Genomic DNA, 22472 nt, shown 5'->3' on the forward strand with positions numbered 1-22472 from the left:
TGCTATAAAAAAGTCTCTTGACTAAGTCAAAATAACCCAATCAAAAGACATTTTTAACTATTTTCTACCTATTCGGCGTAACATCAACGCATGCTGTTTTAACCTCGGACCAGTCACTGATCAAATTACTGTGAAGTGCACGAACGCGAACTTCGTAAACTTGATCCTTCTTAAAGTCTTGTCCAAAATCATTCGTTGGATCATCTACTATATCGCCGCTTCTAGCTTTGCTAAAGAAGGTTGCCCACTTACTGCTACCTTTCAATCTATACTGAATCTCATAGCTATCAGCTTCTGGGTTAACGTCCCATTCAATGTTGATATATGGTTCATCTGAACCATGGTCATTATAATAGCTAACCTTAAGCGTTGGCGTCTTTGGTTTCTCATGACTGCCCTTTAAAGGAATATAGTAAGTAAACTTTTGATTTGCTGAAACTGGGCTAAAGCTTCTACCTTCTTCATCATTCACCGCACGAACAGCAATATCGTAAGTTTCACCGTTAATCAGTCTATTCTTTGAAATTGTCTGAGTTAAAACATCAGGATAATTGCCGTCAGGGGTGAAATTACTATGTCCAATCATTGATGCGGCATCAAGCAAAGGATCATTTGATCTATACCGTCTTAGAGAAGAACCATAAATTCCATAACCAGTCGCATTATCAGCTTTAGTATAATCAACCTTGATTCCATCTTCAGTTGAGTTAACCTTAGTCACCTTAGGCGTACTTGGAAGAGCATTCGTATCTTCGCTAGTCAACTTAAAACTGAAACGACCACGAGCAGAACCTTTTTCTAGATAATAAGTCCCTTTCTCTAAATTCCAGGAATATTTTCCATTTTTTAAGGTTCCTTTGGTTTTCCATGGATTTAACGCATAACCATAGTCTGTGTCCTGCACTATTTGAATGTCATTATTGTTAAAAATATTTGACCGACTATTCTCATACACCGGCTGAACAGACATATTCATCGTTACCTTTTGGTCTTTATCCAGCGTGAATTTATATCTATTCATCGTATTCAGCTTTTCAGTATGATACATATCAGTCATACCAGTAACCGTCTGTCCTATTTTTATTGGGATAGCTGAGGTAAAACGCGTTTCTAACGGATAAGTTTTATGAGAGAAAGTCTCCAGCTTATTTCTGATCTTGGTAATCCGTGTAGCGCTAGTCTCAATCTTTACATTTTTACCAGATTTAGTAGTCAAATTGTAATGACCAGAACGCAAATAGAAGACCTTGATATTCTTGTTTTTACCCTTATAAGGGATGCATTCCCAATTTGAAGTATTAAGGATCTTATATTTTGCCTTAGTGGCAACAGTTAATCTGGTTGGTGCTTTGAAATAGAAACGGTATTGATTGCCTTTTCTCACATAGCTGGTTGCATTATCAGAAATTGGTACTGTTGCAGCTTGAACGTTAGTATTCAAACTAAATAGCAATGCACCAGCAGCTACTGCACCAATTAAATAGCCTCTCCTCTTCATAGTTTTAACCTTCTTCTGCTTAATAATCCTCAAGTTCTTCAAGTTGACCATCAGCCGACTGATAAGCCTTCTTGACTTGATCTAACTTGAGTTCAGGGATAAAGTTCATTGTCTTAGCTGGATTTAACACATCAAGCAATTGAACTCGCATCATCTTATCAATCTTTAATTCCTTTTCAGGCAACTTCAAGATTGTATTCATATCTTTCATGCTATTGTACTTTTCAACTGTCTTGTTTACTTCGCTAGCTAAATAAAGCCAAGTACGATAATCAACTGATACAACCTCATTCTCTGGAACTTCAAGTTCCAACAAGATTTCACCGGCATCCGGCATTTCGGTTACATGTTCTGGAAATGGTGTACAAGAGATTGGTATTTTTTTAGCCAAAATAGGCTTCTTTGCTTCTGGTAACGTATCCTTAATAATCTTTTGCAACAGATATTGTTCAAGATAGATATTCTTGAAATATTGATCTTGTGTACGAATCGCATTAAGTAAATATGATTGCTCATCAATGCTGATCTTGCCGTTCTGTCTTAAATCCGTCCAACCTTTTTGACTAATTGTATACTGTAAAGTTAATGTTTTCATTTTATCTTCCTTGTTAACGTATTTCTTATATTTATTATAACAAAAAGCCAGCACACTATAGCATTCCATAGTATGCTGACTCTTTAATTTAGGTTAGATTTTTTACCTATTAAAATTTAGAATTATATCAATCAAATCCTGTACTTTCTGCAGATCAGCAGAGCTAATCACTTTTACCTTATTTGGTATTTCGAAGTGAGCATAATAATCAACAAAACGTTGAATAATATCCATATTCACTGAATATTCTCGATCACGATTGCGTTGGTCAAGAATTTTTAACGCATGGGCTAATGATTCCTCACTTAGTGGATCATTGGCATCCAGTAGTGGTTTAAAACAATCGATCACATACACTTGATAATTATTCGGTACTCTTTTCAAGATATCATTAATTGGATTAAATCCATGCCCGCCTAAATTTGTATTATCGACAATAGTTGGTAGGCCATTTTGTAACCGTGTTTGCAGTATTTGATTAAAAATTTGCCACACGATTTTTTCAGTTTGACCCACAAAGTTGATTTGGGGATGCCCATTATTTGAATTAATTCCATTTAAACGAATTCTAATCTCATCAGCTGAGATAGTATAGTTTTGCAAATCGTTCATCTTAATGAAACTAGATTTACCTGAAGCTTGTGGCCCCAACATTAAGATTAACGGTATCCTTTTCATATTATTGGTCATCTTGGTAATACAAATCCTTAAATTTCTTATGCTTATATTGTTGAGCAAGTTGTGGTGTCTTCCAGGCAACACCACTTACCCATGGACCGGCTCCTTGAGCAAGTACTAAAACAGATTGACCGTTCTCAGTATGTAGACCATAGAAGTCTCCATCCCCTGCTTCCTGCATCCAACCACGGACATTCATATAATTTATTCCATGAACACGTCGACTTCCCATACCAGCCATTCCCCAATTTTTGGTTGCTTTATGATATGATGCAGACATATCACCATAAGTATATTTATCAAGAAAACCAGCTTTTACTTTATGCAATTCTTGTACGTAATTATCAACGTTGATTTTGTTTTGACTTATTTTAATAATAGACATTTTATCATCATTATAAGTATACCAAGTACCTTGAAATTCAGTTGGCACATTAAACAATCCGTCGTCTCCTGGTAAGTTTGATTTTTTACCAGCAGAATCTGAAAAATCATCGCCTGAATCCGAACGCTCATCGTTCACCTTGGCATTTTGAGCTAAACTATTTACCAAACTATCTGAGTCACGTTTATTCAAATAATCAACCATTTGCTTCATGGTCATAGATCCTAATTTTTTACCATTTGAAAAGAGATAATAAATATTTTCTCCATTCACTTGCTTAAGAGTATATCCAGCATCTGCCGATACCATATAAGCTACGCCGCTACCCTCATTCATATATGAATAATTTGACTGATTCTTTAAATCAACTTCAATACCGTTTTGCTTACCATCAAGCAAAGCCTTGTTCCAACTACCAGAATAACGATCACCAGCATATGCCACTATAACCGCCACTGTTTTTTGTGGACTTAGATCTTGATCAGACAAATGTCCCATCTTTGTAGGTTGTTTCTTGTTCTTAGTTACTTTGATAGTTGCACTACCTTTAGATGAAGTCTTTTGCTTAGGCTTTTGACTGCAGCCAGCTAAAGCTAGACCAGCTAGTAAAATTACTGATATTTTCCCAATCTTTTTCATTTCATCCTCAACTTTCCAATTCAACGACATTTTACCACTTATCAGGCATTTAAAAAGACATAGTCAGATTTAATCTGACTATGTCTTTTTTAAAATAAGATTTCTATTACTTAGCAGCCTTAGCTAAAGCCTTGGTCTTGAATGCATAAGCGCTGGCATGTTGATCAGCACCAGTAGCAATCTTCAAAGCCTTCACCTTTTTACCTTTAACAGTTCTGGTTACAGGGATGTAGTAAACACCATCACCAGCCAAGTTAACCCAATTGTTAACGTTAAAGCCCTTCTTAAAGTTATAAGCTGCATAAATATTCTTCTTCATAACCTTCTTGATAAAAGCATTACGCTTCTTTGAAGAAACATTATATACATTCTTCTTAAAGAATTTTTGTGAAGGTACATACAACTTATCTTTGTTAGCAGTGTGAGCAGTAATTTTCAAAGTATGAATGGTCTTTTTATCACTGCTGAACTTGTCAGTTTCACGATAGTACCAAGTTCCCCGAGTTGCCTTAGGTGTTGTATATTTACGAGCAATGCCATATTGACTAGCTGCACAAACATTTTGACTTTGCATCCCTACAAAGAAAATGCTAAAAAATGCAACTAATGACATCAAAAACAAATATCTCTTCCTCATAATAGATCCCTCCTACTATTAGTCTTTTCATCATAAAAAAGTTTCTTTATAAGCAATTAATCAAAATCAACTAAATCTGAAATTTGATATCTAGTCGTAGCAATCTCAGGCTCAGCCTTTGGATCATGCTTACCAACCGCAATTGCCATCACCGGAACATACTGCTTAGGGTCAAGTCCCATTGTGGCTGCAGCTTTAGTTGAATCATAACCGGCCATTGCATTAGTATCATAGCCATGCTCACGAGCTATCAACATAAACTGCATTGCAGCAAGTGAAGTATCAACCATTGAATCAGCAACTAACATTTCCTTTGGTGCTTTTTCATATAAAGGCATAAAAGTATTTAAAGCCGCATCCATAGCTTCCTTAGTTACCTTTTTGGCTTCATACATACTATGCCATAATTTACTATACTTTTTAAAAGCCAAAGTATTGCCAAAGAATAGAACAATTGCCGAACTTTTATCGATCTGTGGGAAGTTAAACTTCATAAAATATTTATGCAGTTTTTCTCTTCCTTTATCTGTATCAACAACCACAAATCTCCAAGCCTGTAAGTTGCATGCAGATGGTGCCGTGGTGGTTTCTTTAAGCATTTCGGTCATTTCTTCACGACTAATTTTTACTGAAGGATCAAATCTACGTACAGAATGTCTTCCAGTTAAAACATCATGAAAATCATTATTAATAATAGCCATAATAAGCCTCCAAAAATATGATACCGTTTACATACTTTAATAATAACTTATTTATAGCATTCTTTTCAATTGCTAATTTATCTATTTCAGCTTATGCTGAAAGCGATTACTAATTATTTAGGAGGCTAAATTTATGAAAATTGCAATTGCTGGAGCTGGAGCTATGGGTTCAAAATTCGGCTGGCATTTAAAGAAGGCTGGAAATGACGTTACTTTAATCGATACTTGGGACAGAAACATTGCCGCTATCCGTGAAAATGGCGTGGTCGCTAGAGTTAAGGACGAAGAAATTGCGGAAAAGATGCCAATTTACCGTCCTGAAGAAATCGATGAGCAACATGAAAGCGTTGATCTGTTAATCGTCTTTACCAAGTCAATGCAGCTAGAAAATATGTTAAACAGTCTGAAGCCAATCATTAGCAAAGATACTTATGTGCTCTGCTTGCTTAATGGCTTAGGTCACGAAGATGTGCTAGAGAGATTTGTCACTCGCGATCACATCATTATGGGGGTCACGATGTGGGCATCAATGATGACGGCTCCTGGCCACATTACTTTCGCCAATGACAATGGTAACGTCGAAATCCAATGCCTTGATCCAAAAGGCAAAGACGAGACGCAAAAGATCGTTAAGATTTTGACTGATGCTGGTTTGAATGCTAGTTACAGTGAAAACGTCATGTATTCTATCTGGCGTAAAGCTTGTGTTAACGGCGTGGTTAATGCTCTTTGTGCTTTGCTTGATGCTGATTGCAAGCAATTTGGTCACACTAAGGAAGCTGACGAGTTGACTAGAAATATCGTACAAGAATTTGCGGATGTTGCTCAATACGAGGGCGTCAACTTAGATCGCAAAGAAGTTATTGAACACGTTGAAAGTTTGTTTGATACGCCACACTACCCTTCAATGCATCAGGATTTGGTTCAAAACAAGCGTCCAACTGAGATCGACTATATTGACGGTGCCGTTTGGCGCAAGGGCTTGAAGCATAGTGTTGCCACTCCATACTGTGCTTTCATCACGCGTTTGATTCATGCTAAGGAAGATATTTTGAACGTTAAGTAATAAAAATTTTAAGAGCATCAAAAAAGACGAGATTTCTTTTTAGTATTTCTCGTCTTTTTGTTTATTAAGCTTTCTTATTCTTTCTGTCCTTATCAAGATAAAGCAAACCAGTTAATGCAACTAATCTGCCGAGCACGCTCAACAAAATTGAGCTACGTTCACCTGTTTGAGGCAAAGTTGCTTTTAGATTGTTTAGGGAAACTTTTTGAACGACTGGCTGCTTAGGCTGCTTTATGTCTTGAGCCATTGGTTTGACTGGATTATTCTGCTTAGTCTTGATTACATCTTGGCCTTTTACACCAGTGGTTAAAGTTTCATCTACATTTTCGCCCTTTGGTTCTTTAGGCTCATCTGTAGTTACAACAGCCGGATTTGGTTCAGGAACGTCAGGGATATCAGGAACAGTTATCTTATCTGGTACCTTTGACCTGTCTGGTGTCTTTGGTTTGTCGTCAGGCTTCTTTTCTGGTTTTGATATCTCAAACGTTGGCTTGTCGTTAATTAAAGGATCACCCTTTTTATGTTCGTACGGGTCAACTAAGATGATTACCGGCTTTTGACTACCACCTTTGAAGATGTAATCGGTGATTCACTTGTAACCATCATGCAAGATGTATTTTTCAGGGAAAGTAGGATCCTTCACCCTCCTAGGGGCACGAGCTAATCTAGCCATGATTTTACTATCCGCTAGTTTATCTCCGGAGTCTCCCTTATCTGATGACTCATGTTCTTCCTTCTTGTCTTCGTTAGCTTCATCATCATTTTCTTTGGCCTTATTGCCATCAGTAATTAGATGTTTGTCATCGGATGATGCAGTATTCTCATCTTTCTTTGCATCCCCAAAATGATCCGAACCTTTTCCTTTAGATGCACCATCTTCGGCATCACCTGAATTATCAGACTCAACTACTGCACCTACATCCCTATCAGAACCAGCCTCAGTTCCTCCATCAGTCCCTGCCTCTACTACAGGCTTTGTTTGTTTCTCTGTTTTAACCGACTGCTCCGTCTGCGCATCCCCACCAATCGGATCAGCGCTAACAACATTCACATTACCTCTAAAAAAACATACATCGATTAAAACACTAGCTACACAAACGGTTAATTTACGAATCGCGAAGCGATCCACTCTGTTATTGTTTTCAAACATGATGTTGCCTTCTTATCTATTCATATATACGCTTTCACCGACAACTATATTACGCTCTGATTGCTGTTATTTTATTCAAAATTTACTAAAAAATACGCTAGGATCAAAATATCCTAACGTATCATTACTTCTTCGGTGCATACCCAGCAATATCATCATAGCTAAATTCATCAGTCAACTTTTTACCATAGCACTTCTCATAAGCTGCCTTCTTTTGCTCATAATCCTTACGCCACATCCGATTCACATTTTCTGACAACTTCAAATCAGAATTAGGGTAGATTGTCGGCAACACATGCAAGATCTTTCTCGTCTTATAAAAATCACGATGAAACACTTCACGTCTCGAAGTCGCTCTAATTTCTGTAAAAGTCGAAATAATTGGTTGATTCAACTTTGCCGCATAGTAATATGCACCCTTTTTTAATGGACGCGGCTTACGATAATTAAACCACAACTCCTCTTCAGGATAGATCAACACCCAACATGGTTTCTTAAGTGTCTCTTTCAACTTTTTCGGAAAAACGCGACTCAAATAATGCATATCTTTATCAATTGGCAAAGAATCAAAATTTCGCACCGCCCAGCCAATCAGATGCGGCATCGCTAGATTACTCGCCTCCACCACGATAAACATTCTCTTGTTTTTCTTCATCGCCAACTTTTTCATCAGCAAGACATCAAACTGGTTGTAGTGATTACCCGTAACAAAAGCCATCGGTGTATCAGGCAAATTCTCTAACCCTTCAATCTGGCAACGTCCAGTCAGAATCTGCGACGCCGCAGCAAAAATACCTCGAATAACCGGATTGATCATGCGATAGCCGATTGATGAAGTATACTTCCAATATTTATTTACAATATTATTCGTCTGCTCTTGATCAAGCACCGGATCGTGCAGCTCAGCCTTGCTATTAAATTGCTTTTTAGCTACATTTCTTTTAATATTAGCAATAACTTGTCGCCTATGAAAACCCAAGATCATTTTTTATCTCCATATCTATTGGTTATATTATAGCGAAATTCTTCTATTAACACACTTAGGGAAAATCATGAAAATCTTAATTGTAATTGACGATTATTTCAATCAAAGTAATGGTATGAGCATCTCGACGCAACAATTTGCTCACGAATACAAGAAAATGGGCCAAGAGGTTCGTATCCTTTCTACTGGAAAAGATGCCGATTACTCTGTGCCTGAACTAAAAATTTACATTCCTATTATCTACGGCTTGATTAAAAAGCAGGGGTTCCATTTTGCCAAGCCAATCAACAAAACATTAAAAAAAGCGATCAGCTGGGCAGATATTGTTCAAGTTGAAACACCTTTTCCTGTTTCCTGGCGAGCAACAAAGCTTGCTAAAAAACAGGCTAAACCAGTGACCGGAACCTTTCACATTTATCCGCAAAACATCACTGCTTCCGTGCCGATCTTGGACAATAAATTTGGCAACTGGTGCTTTATGACTTTCTTCAAGGTCAAGTCATTCAGAAATTGTGATGCCTTGCAGGTTCCTACACCTAAGGTAGCAAAATGGTTAAGACAACATCACTTCAAGCAAAAGCTTTTTGTGGTCTCAAATGGAATTAGTGAAAAGTTTATTCAAAATCCACACAAAGAAGAAGTCGGGCATCCCTTCACCATTTTGTGTATTGGACGCTTTTCGCATGAAAAACAGCAACAAACTTTATTCAAAGCAATGCAACTAGCTAAACATGCCCCAGAAATTCGCCTTATTTTTGCTGGTCAAGGTCCTCTAGAAAAAGAATATGAAAAGTTGGCAAATCAGCTCCCTAAGAAACCAATCATGCACTATTTTGCACCAGTTGATTTGAGAAAGATTATGTCTCAAGCCGACCTGGTCGTGCACTGCGCTGATGTCGAGATTGAAGGCATGGCTTGCATGGAGGCCTTTGCTAGTGGCTGCGTACCTGTAATTGCCGACAGTCCCTTGTCTTCTACTGTTAGCTATGCTTTGACTGACAACAATCGTTTCCCTGCTGGTGATAGTACAGCCTTAGCTGAAAAGATTGATTACTGGTTCGAGCATCCCCTAGAGTTAAAAGAAATGCAGCAAAGATACCGCGATTATGGCAAAACTTTGAGCGTTAAAAGATCAGCTAAGATTGCCTTGGGTAATTTGGAAGGTTTGACTTTAAAATAAAATCAAAAAGCTTGATTAGCATCACACTAACCAAGCTTTTTGTCTCTCTTATTTTTCTCGTTCCTTATCAGTCAAGGTTAAATCGCTCTTGTCTGAGATCCAACTGTACAATGGCAAGTCGATCTTACCATTTTCGTCCATATTCTCCATAACCTTTCCCATAAAGAATTCTTGCCAATTTTGCGTTGGCTTAATACCTGGATGATTCAATTGTGGAGTTAACCAACCTTCAGATATTGGTCTAATTGGGTTAAGGCCAACAACCATGCCAATTGTATAGTTAGAAAGGTCAAAACTGCCTTCAACCACGATCCACTTAGGATTCTTCATCAACTCTGGTTGCAACTTAGAAAGCATTTCAGGTGGGATCTTGCCTTCAGTAACCATCATTCTGCCTTTGATTGGGCCATGCTTTTGTTCGAAGTTTTGCAACACACCCTTCATGAACAACTTTTGACCTAACTCATCAAATTTCTTTTCGTCTTTTAACATTATCAAATCTGCTTTCTTTACAAGATAAGTCCATTATACAAAAATGTCGGCTATTGACCAAGATGATACAATTTGCGTACATTTTGCACGTCAACTGGTTGAATTGGCACACCTGGATTTTCTTTCATCACTGATGGCTTTGCTCCCTTATAGTGCTTCAATCCAATGGCATGACCTAATTCATGTTCACAGATTGCTAATGTCCATCTACTAAAAGCAAGATCGGTTTGATCTGCCGGAATTCCACTGTCTTTCAATTGTTTTCTCACATATGACTTATTCAAAAATGCTGGATTAAGGTTAATCACTGGATTCAACTTGCTAGCTTTGCGACCGATATGCAAGACATCATCTTTAACAAATGCGATCCCAGGCATTGGAATGTCCTTTCTCTTAATATCAGTCACAATGATGTTGGCATCCCTCTGTCGTTTAACCTGCTTAAAAGTAAATGCACCAGTATTGTTCCAAGCTTTCATCGCCTGCTTCATTGTTTGATATAAAAAATTCTTAGGCTTCATCTTAAGATAGACGGTTCTAACTGGCTTCTTGATATCCTTAACCTTTAAAGTCTTATTTTTTGCTAAAACAGTATTAGTATTTCCAATAACAAAACTTCCAGTCACTGGTGTCAACAACATTACAGCTGCAGCGGCTTTGATTAAAAATTTCTTTTTCATATCTATCCCTCCAAAACAAAAAATGTGCTTTAGTACAAATTAAAGCACATTTTCTTTTCTATTCAATAAAAATCTACTAAGCATTTTCGTGATTTCTTTGCCATCTTGCGATTAAAGGAAAAAACAAACCTAAACCTAACAAGACAAAGGATTCAAAGACATTCAAGAAAATTGTCTGATAATACTCAGTCGATCCAGTTGGAGCATCGACCTGGAAAATTGAACCAAATGCAGCTACCAAGGTTAGTAAGAAGCACCACCAACCCATGATTAATGACATGCGTCTGTTCTTGATATAAACATATTCAGCATGGTACTTCTTTTCATCCTCACGAATCTTAATGAAAGCCCAGAAAATAAATGAAGTAGTAAATGGGTCGATAATACCGTTCAAGTTTAACAACTGATTAAAAATAGAATTAATGTTAGGCAACGTTGCTGAAGAGAACATGATAAAAGAACAAAGTAAGGTTGTTAGCCAATATCCATGAATTGGTAAACCGTTTTTATCCTTCTTAGTCAAACCCTTAGGTAAATATTTTTTCGCAGTATCTGATAAGAATTCACGTGACATTCCATCAACTAACATTGCTAATTGTGCAATCATATAAAGCGCCTGCGTCACAATGAACAAGTACAAGAAGAATTTACCTAAACCGAAGTCCTTACCCATTGCCTCAAATGCATAGTAGGAACCGTTCATCTTCAAGTCATCTGGCAAGTGGTGCGCGTTGAAGAAGACACCCAAAGCAAATGAACCAAAGACCGTCAAGAATCCAGTCATAACAGCCAACATAATCATTGCCTTAGGAAAGTCACGCGCACCATTTTTCAATTCAGTAACGTATGGTGCAACGAATTCCGCACCATCCATCGCAAAAATGAACAAACCTAATGAAGTGAAGAACTTAGTATCAAAGGTTGGGAAAATTGAACGCCAGTTGAATGGTTGAGTTTCAATATGACCACCCTTGCCTAAATATGCAAAAGTCATGATGATGTACAAAACCGTAATGATGAACATTGCCCCACCACCAATGACTGATAGAATCTGCAATGAGTTCGCAAAACGGTGCTGGAAGAAGATAAAGATGATGAAGACAACTGCAGTAAGCAAAGCAAATGTCCAGTTGTTCATTTTATCTTCATAAGAGTTATTGCCGGCAAAAAGCCAACCAAATGAAACAACAGTTGAGTTCGCAACATCGACTAGATATGGCAGAGCACAAACCCAGCCAGCCCAGGCCATGAAGTAACCCATTTTATCGCCAGAAGTATGACGAATCCAGGAAGTTAAGCCACCAGTTGTATCAGAAAAAGTTGAACCTAACTGTCCGACCATCATTTCGTATGGGACAACGTACAAAGCAAGCATGATAACCCACTCTGAAATGGTTGCCAAACCTTGTTTTTTAAAGTTATAGATAATGTCATCGAAACCAATAACGGTAACAAAATCCATCAAAGCCAATACTGGCCAAGAAATTAGTTTACGCTTATGCGTAGTGTCAAAAGAATCCAAAAAATTTCCTCCCCTATGAACTAGAAACAATTATTTCATAGGTTTGGGCGGTGAATTATTTAAATGTTTCCCTATTTCTTCATCCATAATTTTCTCCCTATTCTCATTAATAAGTATAGTCTATCTAGGTATATAAAAAAATAAACCTATTGAAAACGATACAAATTCCAATTAGAATAATCTCATTATGAAAAAACTATTATTTACTTCTGCCATTTTATTAACTGGTTTAATGATTACGGGATGCGCACCTGTAAAGCATGAAATAACCCATAATGAAACAAGTTCTAAGACAGAAAAGCATTCTAGTTCTCACAAGAAACAATACCAGATTGCTACGCCTAAGATTGATTTACATAAAAAATATAAAGGCTTTAAATTAACCACTGTGCCTAGTCAATATCGCGGCACATGGTATCGTGCTGACCCATACAGTAAAAAGGCCACCAAATTAGTCATTACGACTCATACATTCAATGGCTATGTTACTTATCAAAAGACTGATCCTAACTTGAAGCTTGATCATAACTCAGAGAAACAAAATAAAGAATATGCTGGTAATGCAGTAATGATTTCAACGGACAATGGTGTTTTAAAGGAACGTGGATTTTTAGACACCGTTGACATGGTATACAAATTGGGACAGTTTAAAGGTCAATCATGTTTATTCATGAGCTATGGTACTAATCATAATACTGTTAATGGCGTAGCTTTTAAGGATAAAAAGGTTGCACTTAAATATCGTAAATACGATTTTTCAAAAATAAAACAATAGAAAAAATCAGCAGTTAGCTTCAAATGTTAAGGTAACTGCTGATTTTTTATTTCTTTTACAATTCTTCTTGTTCTTCGCTTTCCGTAATGAAGTCTTTCATTGCTTGCGGATCTTTGATCAAAACCTTTAACAAACGATTATTACTTTTTGTAGGAATTTCGCCAACTTCATATAAAGCTATAGTTGATGGACTCCAGCCAATAATGTTGGCTAATTGTTTTTGTGTTAAATTCCATTTTTGACGTAAAGCCTTTATATCTTTTGGACCGACATAATTATACTTTTTACGATATTTCTCCTGTGCCATCTTTACGGCTTGATTATCTAACTCCATATCATCAATGATTTTGTTTGTTTTACTATCAAAACGAGCTGGGGTTGTTATTTCTATATTTTCCCCCTTAATTTCAAAAGTGTTGGTATGATTTTTTACATAAGTTTCGTTCATACTATATCACTCCTTAATATAAAGCTTGATTAAATGAGATAAACTTTACCATATTTAGATCTGAAGAGAATTTGCATTTAATATAATACGTAATTCCCATATCTGTTTCATAAATCCACAAATATTCTCCGGGAAACGATCTATCTTCAGACACTTTTACAAAATTATCTATTGTTAATTGAGCAACAATAATTTTTGCTGCTTCATTAGAAACCGTCCTAGCATGCTTAGCACGACGATGAATGAGTACAAATTTATCCTCTCTTACCAATCTTTTTAGATTTTTAGAGCAAATTCTTTATCGTAAATTGCAATAATAACTTGAACACTTTTGTTTAGGCTGCTTGATAGATGCGATCTAATTCTCTTTCAAAGATTTCATCTGGTGTATGATAAGCCAAGATCTTTCTTGGCAATGAATTGCACCAAGTTTCAATGTCAATGATTTGTTGGAGAGAGTAGTTATGAATATAGTCACCTTTAGGAATGAATCTGCGAATAAGGCCATTATACCTCTCTACAGTGCCTTTATCACAAGAAGTATATGTATGAGCATAATAAACTAGTGATTTGGAAATATCTTCCAGCTGAGATAGATCCGCAAATTCAGAACCATTATCAGTCGTAATAGTTTTAAAGATATCGTTCCAATGCTCGCTGTATTGCTTGCGCAGACTTTTAAAGGCATTCATTACACTGGCAGCTGTTTTATCTGGGATTTTAATAATTAGGAACTCACGGCTCATGCGTTCAGACAAAGTTAGCAGCACTTCGTCGTCCTTGGTCTTATGGCCTAAAACAAGATCACATTTCCAATGCCCAAACACATCACGCTTATTAACTTCCCGTGGTCGTTGTTCAATACTGCAGCCTAGCTTCTTCTTATTTTTACGAATGCGATGAATTTTGGTATTGCGCTTGAGTTTCTCTGGCAAATCATAGTTATGGATGTTTAACAAGCCTTGATCGACATAATTATAAAGCGTCCTGGTGCAGACAATATCGTTGCTGGGAAATTCCCCTACAGCAGTGCAGCGATTACTGCAGGCGTCGAGCGACCAGCCATCTTCAAAAAAGTGCTGTTGGACGTAATCAATAAACTTATGCTTCTTAAGAAAATCCGATTTGCGTCCACAGTATCGACGATTATTTTGATAAACACTCTGACCTTGTTGGGCTTTATAACGTTTAACTTTACCGTGATACAGCTTAACAGCCCCTCGTTTGATCTTATAGTGAATTGTACTAGGGGAACAGCCAATTTCTCGAGCGATGGAACGCAAAGAACAATGATCTTTCAAACGAGTTTGAATAATAACCCGCTCTTCAAGTGATAGATGTGTTCCTTTTTTACGCTTGTCCGTGATAGAATGTAGTGAGTCCATTTTGACCTCCATAGATGTTTTTGTGGTTATTAACATTCTATCAAACAGGTCCAAATGGACTTTTTATTTTCTATCAAGTGTTCAATTTAATTTTACAATCGGCGACAGTTTTTTTGCATAAAAAAGGAGGACATAGTCCCCTATAATAAAAAATCTATCCTACTAAACATTTTATAAATAAAGGTGTGTTTCTATGCCCTCTTTTAATAATTGTATTAAATTTGATCTTGATATTAAAGAAAAAGAATCAAACAGCCTTTTAATGGTTGCTTGATTCTATTCATTTACTCTCTATCAACAGGGTTTGACAAAGAGCCATTTTAATTATTCAACTGGTTTAAATTTTTTAATATTCACGCTCTTTACATACATATTATGACCGATTCTGTACGCTGTTTTGCGGTAATGCTTAATAGCTTTGTATTTGCCACCATATACAGTAACTTTGGTGCCCTTCTTTAAGAGTTTCCGTGATACACGTTTACCATTTGACTTATAAACAAATGAGTTTCTCTTCAAGGTAACTTTTGTACCAGTAACATTTCTTACACGTACATACTCATCGGTATCAACAACTTTATAGAAATGTTGTCCCTTGATTGTGTAAACTTTAAGTTTACCATTCTCATCGGTGACCAGGTTCAATTTTTCATAACCTGAAACAATTTTATCCGTCTTTTCAAGATCTTTGGTATAAAGAACTGACTTATACATTACTGTAGTCTTCTCACCTATTTCAGCCGGTGTATGAGACTTTTCTTTATCAGTATCTTCTTTTTTATCGGAGTCATTATTTGTAAACGGAGTTGCTGGGGTTGATTGAGGATTTGAAGTTGGTTCTTGATTTACTTCAGGTACTGTTGGAATAACTGGTTGAATTGGTTGAATTGGTTTATCTGGAATTTTAGGAGCTACAACCAAGTTCTTAGACAAAGTATCAAGTACCTTCTCCATTGTCTCAACTAAATCAACCTTGCTGTTTCTATCGTTTAAAACCTTCTCAGTTGCTGTAATAGCTGCGATTAAGGCTGCACTAGATTTAGAAGTATACTTAGTCAAGTCATGCTTCTTAGCTTGAACTAATTCAGCACTTAACTTTTGCTTTTCAGCTGCTAAAGTGTTGTCTGCTGATTGAGCTGGTTTTTCTGTCTTTAATGCTAATGCTTTTTCTGCTGTATCAAGAAGAGTAGAAGTATTCTTAACATCATCTACATTTGCATCCTTATTATCAAGTACCGCATAAGCTACTTTCAAAGCACTAGTAAACATTGCCTTAGAAGCATCTGTGTATTTATCAAGATCCTTCTTTTCTGCTGCGCTAACTTTGGCTTGCAAATCATTTTTAGTCTTAGTTAAAGTTTCATCTTTTTGTGGAGTTGTAGTAGTCAACTTTTGTTCAGCTTCAGTTAAAGCTTTAGCTGCTTGCTGAACTTCTGCTAATGTAGCATTTTCCTTGGTTAATACATCCTTAGCTTGCTTTAAGGCCTGTTCATATGCAGACTTAGAAGAAGTAGTGTACTGGGTCAAATTTACCTTCTTGTTAACTTGTTCGCTTAATTCTTCCTTTGCCTGTTTCAAGTCCTTATCTTTATCAACTTCAGGCTTAGTTGGCTTTTCATTTAGACTTGTTACTTCAACAGAAACAATCTTAGATTCATTACCATATTTATCAACAGCCTTAAACTTCACTGTTTCATTCTTGGTAACCTTAACTCCATCAGTAGGAACGGGCTTAAACGTCTTACCATTGTCGGTACTATACTCGACTTTAGCATCTTTTACTTGAGTCTTTGCTGTGATAGTACTTGATTCGCCATCTTTCGCCGTAACCTGCTTAATTACAGGATTATCCAAAGTCTTAGCTGGTTCATAGTAAACTGTTACAGCTTGCTTGCTAGAATTACCTTGAACATCAGTAACCTTAACTTCAAAGACATTCTTACCTGGCTTCAATTCAACTTCATGCTTAAAGCCTTTCTTAACACCATCAGTACTATGATAATCGACATCTGACCAATTAGATTCAACATCATTGTCATTAATTGCTAAGTCATAGAACTTATAATCATCGCTAACAGTCCCACTAATAGTAAATTTATCTTTGTTAGTATAAACGGTATCTTTTCCATTAAGATTCAAAGCTGGAGCATTAGCATCTACGTAGAAGCTCAATCTTTCTTGACTAGTTTCTCTAACTGTTGAATCCCCTACAAGAGCTGAAAAGACCTTAGCGCCATGTTTACCAATGTCTAAAGTTAACTTAAACGTTTGGTCAGGATTAATCTTTACACCCTTACCATCAATTTGCAAAGTAGTGGTTGGTCTCCTAACTTTACCAGTAATAGTTAACTTGCCAGTCTTTGGATCGTAATTCTTAGTCTTAGCATTAACATTAGTAGTGCCCCATCCTATGTCATTATCAAAGGTGACATCCCCACTAGCAACAGTGATCTTGCCCCGGTCACTAGACTTAACTTTTTGGGTAACAGTAGATTCATTACCATCAGCATCAGCTGTAACTATAGTAATGTCGTTCTCACCATATTCTACCGGCACTTCAGCACTAAAGGTATGATCAGCTGCTAGCTTAGCAGGTACTTTTTGATCACCATTCTTGATTTCAATGCTCTCAGTATCAGCACTTACTTTACCAGTTAATTTAACAGAACCTTCTGATGTTTGGGCCAATTTAGCAGTCTTACCATCATAACTCTCTGTTCCATCAACGGCTAAGCTTTCTACCTTAGCAGGAACCAAGCTAACTGTAATATTCTTCTGTTCAATCGGAGTCTTATGATCTTCATCAGCATAGAACTTAACTGCCATCTTGTAATCGGCTTTAGCTACTGGAATATTAGTTTCAAAACTATTAGTAGTCTTGTCATACTTAACGGTTAGGTCGTGCGTCTTATGATCCTTATCAGTGTAAGTTCCATAAAGTTGAGCAGGATACGTCCCTGTTACTGTATAATTACCACTTTTAGCGTCATAATTATCTGTCTTAGAACTAATCTTTCCAGGCAAACCACCATTGTCAAGAACTAATCCATAGGTGCTTTCGCCTGGCTTATTGCCCTCGCCTGAAGTAGTACCTGCGTTAGATGCATTATCAAATAAGGCTACCGAATAATCATTTTTACCCGCAGCTAAAGACTTAGCTTGTGCATCAGTTAGATTAATCATAACTTGTTTAAAGCCATCTTTACCTGCTTTAACTGTAGTATCATATTGAACTTGACTAAAAATACCATTGACTGAAACATTCGCATCCCCAGACAATCCACTAAGTTCATCCTTAACTTCTGCGGTTAAAACATATTTAGTTTGTTCTTTTCCTTCGGCATCTTTAGTATTGGTAGAAACAAGCTTTAAGTTTCTTACTACTGGTTTTGTATTATCTACCTTGACAGGAATATCATAATGTTGTTGTTTATTTGTTCCATCTACTGTAGCTACAATTCTATACACATAACTACCTTCTGGAACACTAACTTTTTCACCCTTTTGCTGATCAAAGTAAGTTCCATCCCAAGATGGTGCACTATCAAAGTAAGTATATGTTTGGCCTTGAGCATAGTAATATGTCTTCGTTACATTAGCCAAGGTAGCTAAAGTATTAATTACCTCACCCTTGTTGTTCAAGATTTGAATCTTTACATTATTAGCATTTCTATACAAGTAGTAAGTTGGCTTAATCCACTTAAATTGACTGTCTTTTGCAGTAGAAATCGCAAACTTAGACAAATCAACACTGTACTGACCCATCTCATCCATACTAAGACCTGGATTAGTATTATCAGAATCGTTACCTACTGTTACAGTAGTACCCATAATACCTTGGTCAGGATGAAAGACATTCTTGTCATTTAATTTAGCGAAAATTGGTATATCATTACTTGCCCAATCACCATAAAAGCCCATATAAGGCAATCTTAACTGCGACTTATCATCTGATGACTTAAATGTCAAAAAGCCCTCAACATATTGATTTTCTTTAAAACCATTCGGCACTGTTAAAGTCAATGAAACTTCTTTAGTCGAATTAGCGGGTACTTCAATCGATCCATTTACCTTAACCGATGCTCCATCAATCTTCTTATCGTATAAGACTGCATTTTCATCAGTAGCAGAAGTGTAAACGTCCGAATCTTTACCATTATTAGCTAGCTTATAAGTAAGTGGCTTATTAGTTCGGTTAGTGAATTTAACGGTAAACGTCTTAGTATTTTCTTTGAAATCTTTTAATTCAACGGCTGGATAATTATTACCAGCAGCAACTGTTGAAGGATTCTTAGCTATTGCGTCAATAGCTGCTTGAGCATTAATAAAACCAGCACCTTGCCGCCGAGGTGAAACAATTACATTTTCATGACTGACATCAGGCTCAATACTTGCTGTATTCATTTCAATATTCTTAATAAAAGCAGTCTTTTCACTAGCACTCATCTTTTGATAGAGATTATAGAAGGTACCCTTCTTATCACTCATTGCTTGTTTAACTAAAGCTTGAGTTCCGGCAATAAATGGAGAAGCCATTGAAGTTCCTGACATATTGGTATAGCCATTATTATTTTGAGTTGACCAAATATTACCACCAGGTGCAGAAATATCAGGCTTAAAGGCCAAATTAGATACGGGACCATATGAAGTAAAGCTTGACATCAGATCAGATTTAGTTGTCGTATTAGCCAAAGGTTGAACTTCAATATTGACCTTTAATACTTCATTAGGATGTTCTTCAACATATTTAACTAAAGCAGCACCAGCAGTGTCAGACAATCCTGCAGTTGGAAAGCCCGCATCATATTGCACACTAGTCAGTGGACCTGCTTGATTATTAATAATAATCAAACCTGCGGCTCCGGCTTTTTCTGCGAATTTTTGCTTATCTGTAAAGGTCAGATCACCACGTTTTACAATTGCAATTTTACCCTTAACGTCAGACGTATATTGATCAGCAGACCCTACACCTAATTTACCATCCTTACCTTTAACGACATAGAACTGTTTATTGTTAAAGAAAGTCTTATCTGTACCATCAGAAAGTTGGGTAGTTTCTGGGCCCAAAATAGTAATCTTACCATCAGCAGATTTAACAGTAATTCCGTCCGCAGTGACTTTATCATTTTCAGCGGAAGATACAGTAGTTGCAGTTCTAGCTGTACCGGGAGTGCCCACTGTTTCCATATCAGGGTTGCCATAGTAAGCTTTATTATTACCCTCTGTTTCTGAATTAGTAGTACCTGCATTACCAGCGGAAATTACTGCGGCAGTCCCTTCCTTAGTAGCACGATCAACGGCAGCAACTTCTGGGTCATCTTCGGTTTGTTCACCTGAAGTAGAACCCAAAGACATATTCAAGACATCTGCATGCAACTTAGCAGAGTCATCAATTGCCCCAATGATACTAGTTGAGTCAGTAGTTGCTGAACTATCTGAGTTAGAGAAAGCTTTCATTGCTAGCAATTGTGCTTCAGGTGCAACACCAACCACAGATGTAGCATTATTGGAAGTCCCGTTTGCAGCTACAATACCAGCTACGTGCATCCCGTGCTGTTCACTAGGATCATCATCAGTAATATTTTCATTATTATCAGCATAGTTGTGACCATAAGGAACTTTATCAGTAAAGTAACGACCATAGCCTGCCGTCTTGGTGAAGTCGGCAACGTCTTTTTGAGATAGCTTTGCTTGCTTATCATCACTTAGACGCAAGTCCTTATGATTAGGATCAATCCCTGTATCAATAATTGAAACGACTGTACCTTGACCCTTATATTTATAGTTGTTCCAGACAATTGAAACATTGGCCATATTATCAGCAGACGAATCATTAGCATAATATACTCTAGCTAAAGTAACTGATTTAACTCCAGGTAATTTTCTCAACTTCTGAATATCTTTAACCTTAGCTTTAGTTGCAAATCCATTCACAACGTAACCATAACTCTTACCAATTGCTTGTTTGGTGATAGCTTTTACTTTGTCTTTAACTGCAGATTGAGAAGCAATTACTTGCTTAGAAGCTTGTTCAATCTCAGCACTGCTTGCATTTGCCTTAATACTGCCGTTAGTCGCAGCAGGTGCGGATTTTAATTGAATAATTACATCAACATAGACATCTTGCTTTTGCTTAGGTGTTAAATGTTTAAATACTACACCTTTAGCGGCAAGTTGTGCTTCAATTGCCTTTTGAGTTACTCCAGTTGTAGTAGTTTTAACTGAAGCAGCTGCTTTTTTACTAGATTTAATTTGACTTTCTACACTAGCTTTTACATTATTCTCTGCAGTGGTGAATGCAGGAATACAGGATAAAGCTGTTGCACATAAAAGAGTGCCTACATATTTACTTCTCTCCATAAGATGATCCTCCCCATCTTGATTAAGAATAAATTACATAAAAATTAATAATATTTAAGTTTTGATTAAATTAATTAATTTTTATTAGATATTATATTAACACAATTCTAAAATTACAAGCTTTTATTTTGTTAATTTCTAAATAAAGTTGATCCTATCATGTCTTATATTGTGAGATTTATGATTAATATTAAGTTGATATTAAATTTATAATATGCTTTAATATGATTTATTAATACCATGGTGATTTGGAGGTAAATTTATGAACCAACCAGTAAAAGTTTTTTTGACTTCTTCAGCTTTCTTACTTGCCTTAAACCTTACCGGCTGCTCAAAATCAAATAATACTGAAGTTGCCCAATATGGAAAGAATAAAAAAGTTACCCAAGAGGAATTTTACAAAGCAATTAAAACTTCTCTTAGCAGCAAAACTATTTTAGCTAATTTATTAATCTATGATGCTTTAAATGAACAATATGGAAAGAAACTCAGTTCTAAAGCAGTTAATCAAGAATACAATAATTACAAAGAACGTTATGGTGACCAATTCGCATCTTTTTTGTCGCAGAACGGTTACACCACTACTTCATTTAGAAGAATGATCAAAATCAATCTTCTTAGTAAGATTGCCTTAAAAGCACAAATCAAACCAACTAATAAACAATTGAAAAAAGAATGGAAGACTTATTCACCTTCTGTTACTGTCCAACACATTTTAACTACCGATAAAAATACAGCCAATACGGTGATTCAAAAGTTAAACAATGGCACAAGCTTTGCAAGTTTAGCCCAAAAGTATTCAGTCGATAGTTCTTCTAGCAGTAATGGCGGAAAAATTTCAGCATTCAACAAAGACAATAAACAACTGGATTCCAGTTTCAAAGAGGCCGCTTATAAATTAAAGAATGGTGAATATACAACCACTCCAGTTAAAACTACTAATGGTTATGAAATTATTAAAATGATTAAGCATCCATCTAAGGGAAGCTTTGAAGAGAACAAACAAGATTTAATCAACAATCTTTATGATAAGTGGGCTACCAACCCAACTGTTATGAAAAACGTCATTAGTCAGACGCTTAAAGATCAGAAAGTTCAAATCAAAGATAAAGATCTAGAATCCGCACTTGATCAATACAAGGGATCAACTAAATCCGCAATAAATTAACATAAAAGACCTAGTACCAATTACGATATTAGGTCTTTTTGATTGCTGATTTTTACTTAATGTCTACTTATTTGGCTCTCTGTCAAATCGTGTTGATAGAAGTCAACTATAATTTAATAATTGGATTA

21 protein-coding genes are annotated in these 22472 nt (G+C 36.4%); 5 read left to right on the forward strand and 16 right to left on the reverse strand.

What is annotated here, in order from left to right; translation table 11 throughout:
* Window positions 1–64 precede the first annotated feature (64 nt).
* The 6 genes from FC37_RS03340 to FC37_RS03365 all read right to left on the reverse strand — a co-directional run bounded on the left by FC37_RS03340 (window position 65) and on the right by FC37_RS03365 (window position 5133).
* Window positions 65–1498, reverse strand: coding sequence for a fibronectin type III domain-containing protein (locus tag FC37_RS03340; RefSeq protein ID WP_236697261.1), 1434 nt, complete (start codon window positions 1496–1498; stop codon window positions 65–67).
* Window positions 1499–1517: 19 nt separating this feature from the next.
* On the reverse strand, window positions 1518–2093 hold the full coding sequence (locus FC37_RS03345) for a hypothetical protein (RefSeq protein WP_236697262.1): 576 nt from the start codon (window positions 2091–2093) through the stop codon (window positions 1518–1520).
* 102 nt (window positions 2094–2195) lie between these two features.
* Window positions 2196–2771 carry an AAA family ATPase gene (locus FC37_RS03350; RefSeq protein WP_025006246.1) on the reverse strand — a complete coding sequence of 192 codons (576 nt, stop codon included), beginning with the start codon at window positions 2769–2771 and terminating at the stop codon, window positions 2196–2198.
* A 1-nt stretch (window position 2772) separates the two neighbouring features.
* Complete coding sequence (locus FC37_RS03355; protein ID WP_236697263.1) at window positions 2773–3795, reverse strand: hypothetical protein; 1023 nt, start codon at window positions 3793–3795, stop codon at window positions 2773–2775.
* Window positions 3796–3901: 106 nt separating this feature from the next.
* A complete protein-coding gene (locus tag FC37_RS03360; protein WP_025006248.1) occupies window positions 3902–4432 on the reverse strand; it encodes a hypothetical protein in 531 nt (176 codons plus the stop codon).
* Window positions 4433–4488: 56 nt separating this feature from the next.
* Window positions 4489–5133, reverse strand: coding sequence for a nitroreductase family protein (locus FC37_RS03365; protein WP_056945484.1), 645 nt, complete (start codon window positions 5131–5133; stop codon window positions 4489–4491).
* Window positions 5134–5266: 133 nt separating this feature from the next.
* Between FC37_RS03365 and FC37_RS03370 the strand changes: the two genes are divergently transcribed.
* Complete coding sequence (locus tag FC37_RS03370) at window positions 5267–6199, forward strand: 2-dehydropantoate 2-reductase (protein ID WP_025006249.1); 933 nt, start codon at window positions 5267–5269, stop codon at window positions 6197–6199.
* Window positions 6200–6263: 64 nt separating this feature from the next.
* On the opposite strand, the gene FC37_RS03375 is transcribed toward FC37_RS03370, so the two are convergent.
* The gene (locus FC37_RS03375) at window positions 6264–6446 is read right to left on the reverse strand and encodes an LPXTG cell wall anchor domain-containing protein (protein WP_025006250.1); all 183 of its coding nucleotides are present in this window, start codon (window positions 6444–6446) and stop codon (window positions 6264–6266) included.
* A gap of 4 nt (window positions 6447–6450) precedes the next feature.
* Here FC37_RS03375 and FC37_RS10225 point away from each other — a divergent pair, with 4 nt between their 5' ends.
* Window positions 6451–6759 (forward strand): hypothetical protein, encoded by a 309-nt coding sequence (locus tag FC37_RS10225; RefSeq protein ID WP_156400652.1) that lies wholly within the window; start codon window positions 6451–6453, stop codon window positions 6757–6759.
* Window positions 6760–6788: 29 nt separating this feature from the next.
* On the opposite strand, the gene FC37_RS03380 is transcribed toward FC37_RS10225, so the two are convergent.
* Window positions 6789–7349, reverse strand: a complete 561-nt coding sequence (locus FC37_RS03380; protein ID WP_025006251.1) for a YSIRK-type signal peptide-containing protein — start codon at window positions 7347–7349, stop codon at window positions 6789–6791.
* Between the two features lie 124 nt (window positions 7350–7473).
* Window positions 7474–8334 (reverse strand): lysophospholipid acyltransferase family protein, encoded by an 861-nt coding sequence (locus FC37_RS03385; RefSeq protein ID WP_013437825.1) that lies wholly within the window; start codon window positions 8332–8334, stop codon window positions 7474–7476.
* Between the two features lie 67 nt (window positions 8335–8401).
* Between FC37_RS03385 and FC37_RS03390 the strand changes: the two genes are divergently transcribed.
* The gene (locus FC37_RS03390) at window positions 8402–9514 is read left to right on the forward strand and encodes a glycosyltransferase (protein WP_056945485.1); all 1113 of its coding nucleotides are present in this window, start codon (window positions 8402–8404) and stop codon (window positions 9512–9514) included.
* Between the two features lie 48 nt (window positions 9515–9562).
* Here FC37_RS03390 and FC37_RS03395 read toward each other — a convergent pair whose 3' ends face one another.
* The 3 genes from FC37_RS03395 to FC37_RS03405 form a co-directional block, all read right to left on the reverse strand.
* Window positions 9563–10006 (reverse strand): hypothetical protein, encoded by a 444-nt coding sequence (locus FC37_RS03395; protein ID WP_025006252.1) that lies wholly within the window; start codon window positions 10004–10006, stop codon window positions 9563–9565.
* A 50-nt stretch (window positions 10007–10056) separates the two neighbouring features.
* Window positions 10057–10686, reverse strand: a complete 630-nt coding sequence (locus FC37_RS03400) for a zinc metalloprotease (protein ID WP_025006253.1) — start codon at window positions 10684–10686, stop codon at window positions 10057–10059.
* A 76-nt stretch (window positions 10687–10762) separates the two neighbouring features.
* Window positions 10763–12208 carry an APC family permease gene (locus tag FC37_RS03405; protein WP_025006254.1) on the reverse strand — a complete coding sequence of 482 codons (1446 nt, stop codon included), beginning with the start codon at window positions 12206–12208 and terminating at the stop codon, window positions 10763–10765.
* 187 nt (window positions 12209–12395) lie between these two features.
* On the opposite strand from FC37_RS03405, the gene FC37_RS03410 reads away from it, so the two are divergent.
* Window positions 12396–12983 carry a hypothetical protein gene (locus FC37_RS03410; protein ID WP_025006255.1) on the forward strand — a complete coding sequence of 196 codons (588 nt, stop codon included), beginning with the start codon at window positions 12396–12398 and terminating at the stop codon, window positions 12981–12983.
* A gap of 55 nt (window positions 12984–13038) precedes the next feature.
* Here the strand turns inward: FC37_RS03410 and FC37_RS03415 are convergent, their stop codons facing one another.
* The 4 genes from FC37_RS03415 to FC37_RS03430 all read right to left on the reverse strand — a co-directional run bounded on the left by FC37_RS03415 (window position 13039) and on the right by FC37_RS03430 (window position 21176).
* Window positions 13039–13431: a type II TA system antitoxin MqsA family protein gene (locus tag FC37_RS03415; protein WP_025006256.1), complete on the reverse strand. Its 393-nt coding sequence runs from the start codon at window positions 13429–13431 to the stop codon at window positions 13039–13041.
* Between the two features lie 13 nt (window positions 13432–13444).
* Window positions 13445–13702, reverse strand: coding sequence for a type II toxin-antitoxin system MqsR family toxin (locus tag FC37_RS03420; protein ID WP_025006257.1), 258 nt, complete (start codon window positions 13700–13702; stop codon window positions 13445–13447).
* Window positions 13703–13766: 64 nt separating this feature from the next.
* Window positions 13767–14816, reverse strand: a complete 1050-nt coding sequence (locus FC37_RS03425) for an IS30 family transposase (RefSeq protein WP_025006258.1) — start codon at window positions 14814–14816, stop codon at window positions 13767–13769.
* 324 nt (window positions 14817–15140) lie between these two features.
* Window positions 15141–21176 carry a S8 family serine peptidase gene (locus tag FC37_RS03430; protein ID WP_056945486.1) on the reverse strand — a complete coding sequence of 2012 codons (6036 nt, stop codon included), beginning with the start codon at window positions 21174–21176 and terminating at the stop codon, window positions 15141–15143.
* A gap of 262 nt (window positions 21177–21438) precedes the next feature.
* Between FC37_RS03430 and FC37_RS03435 the strand changes: the two genes are divergently transcribed.
* Window positions 21439–22344 (forward strand): peptidylprolyl isomerase, encoded by a 906-nt coding sequence (locus FC37_RS03435; RefSeq protein ID WP_025006259.1) that lies wholly within the window; start codon window positions 21439–21441, stop codon window positions 22342–22344.
* The last annotated feature ends 128 nt before the right edge of the window (window positions 22345–22472 follow it).

Source organism: Lactobacillus gallinarum DSM 10532 = JCM 2011 (assembly GCF_001434975.1).
In the GTDB taxonomy this organism is placed as follows: domain Bacteria; phylum Bacillota; class Bacilli; order Lactobacillales; family Lactobacillaceae; genus Lactobacillus; species Lactobacillus gallinarum.

Bases quoted from the DNA above. Each gene is read 5' to 3' on its own strand.
- FC37_RS03350 (WP_025006246.1), bottom strand. From the start codon at position 2,771: ATGAAAAGGATACCGTTAATCTTAATGTTGGGGCCACAAGCTTCAGGT.
- FC37_RS03385 (WP_013437825.1), bottom strand. From the start codon at position 8,334: ATGATCTTGGGTTTTCATAGGCGACAAGTTATTGCTAATATTAAAAGA.
- FC37_RS03365 (WP_056945484.1), bottom strand. From the start codon at position 5,133: ATGGCTATTATTAATAATGATTTTCATGATGTTTTAACTGGAAGACAT.
- FC37_RS03415 (WP_025006256.1), bottom strand. From the start codon at position 13,431: ATGAACGAAACTTATGTAAAAAATCATACCAACACTTTTGAAATTAAG.
- FC37_RS03390 (WP_056945485.1), top strand. From the start codon at position 8,402: ATGAAAATCTTAATTGTAATTGACGATTATTTCAATCAAAGTAATGGT.
- FC37_RS03380 (WP_025006251.1), bottom strand. From the start codon at position 7,349: ATGTTTGAAAACAATAACAGAGTGGATCGCTTCGCGATTCGTAAATTA.
- FC37_RS03425 (WP_025006258.1), bottom strand. From the start codon at position 14,816: ATGGACTCACTACATTCTATCACGGACAAGCGTAAAAAAGGAACACAT.
- FC37_RS03345 (WP_236697262.1), bottom strand. From the start codon at position 2,093: ATGAAAACATTAACTTTACAGTATACAATTAGTCAAAAAGGTTGGACG.
- FC37_RS03355 (WP_236697263.1), bottom strand. From the start codon at position 3,795: ATGAAAAAGATTGGGAAAATATCAGTAATTTTACTAGCTGGTCTAGCT.
- FC37_RS03340 (WP_236697261.1), bottom strand. From the start codon at position 1,498: ATGAAGAGGAGAGGCTATTTAATTGGTGCAGTAGCTGCTGGTGCATTG.
- FC37_RS03435 (WP_025006259.1), top strand. From the start codon at position 21,439: ATGAACCAACCAGTAAAAGTTTTTTTGACTTCTTCAGCTTTCTTACTT.
- FC37_RS03375 (WP_025006250.1), bottom strand. From the start codon at position 6,446: ATGGCTCAAGACATAAAGCAGCCTAAGCAGCCAGTCGTTCAAAAAGTT.
- FC37_RS03370 (WP_025006249.1), top strand. From the start codon at position 5,267: ATGAAAATTGCAATTGCTGGAGCTGGAGCTATGGGTTCAAAATTCGGC.
- FC37_RS03430 (WP_056945486.1), bottom strand. From the start codon at position 21,176: ATGGAGAGAAGTAAATATGTAGGCACTCTTTTATGTGCAACAGCTTTA.
- FC37_RS03395 (WP_025006252.1), bottom strand. From the start codon at position 10,006: ATGTTAAAAGACGAAAAGAAATTTGATGAGTTAGGTCAAAAGTTGTTC.
- FC37_RS03360 (WP_025006248.1), bottom strand. From the start codon at position 4,432: ATGAGGAAGAGATATTTGTTTTTGATGTCATTAGTTGCATTTTTTAGC.
- FC37_RS03410 (WP_025006255.1), top strand. From the start codon at position 12,396: ATGAAAAAACTATTATTTACTTCTGCCATTTTATTAACTGGTTTAATG.
- FC37_RS03400 (WP_025006253.1), bottom strand. From the start codon at position 10,686: ATGAAAAAGAAATTTTTAATCAAAGCCGCTGCAGCTGTAATGTTGTTG.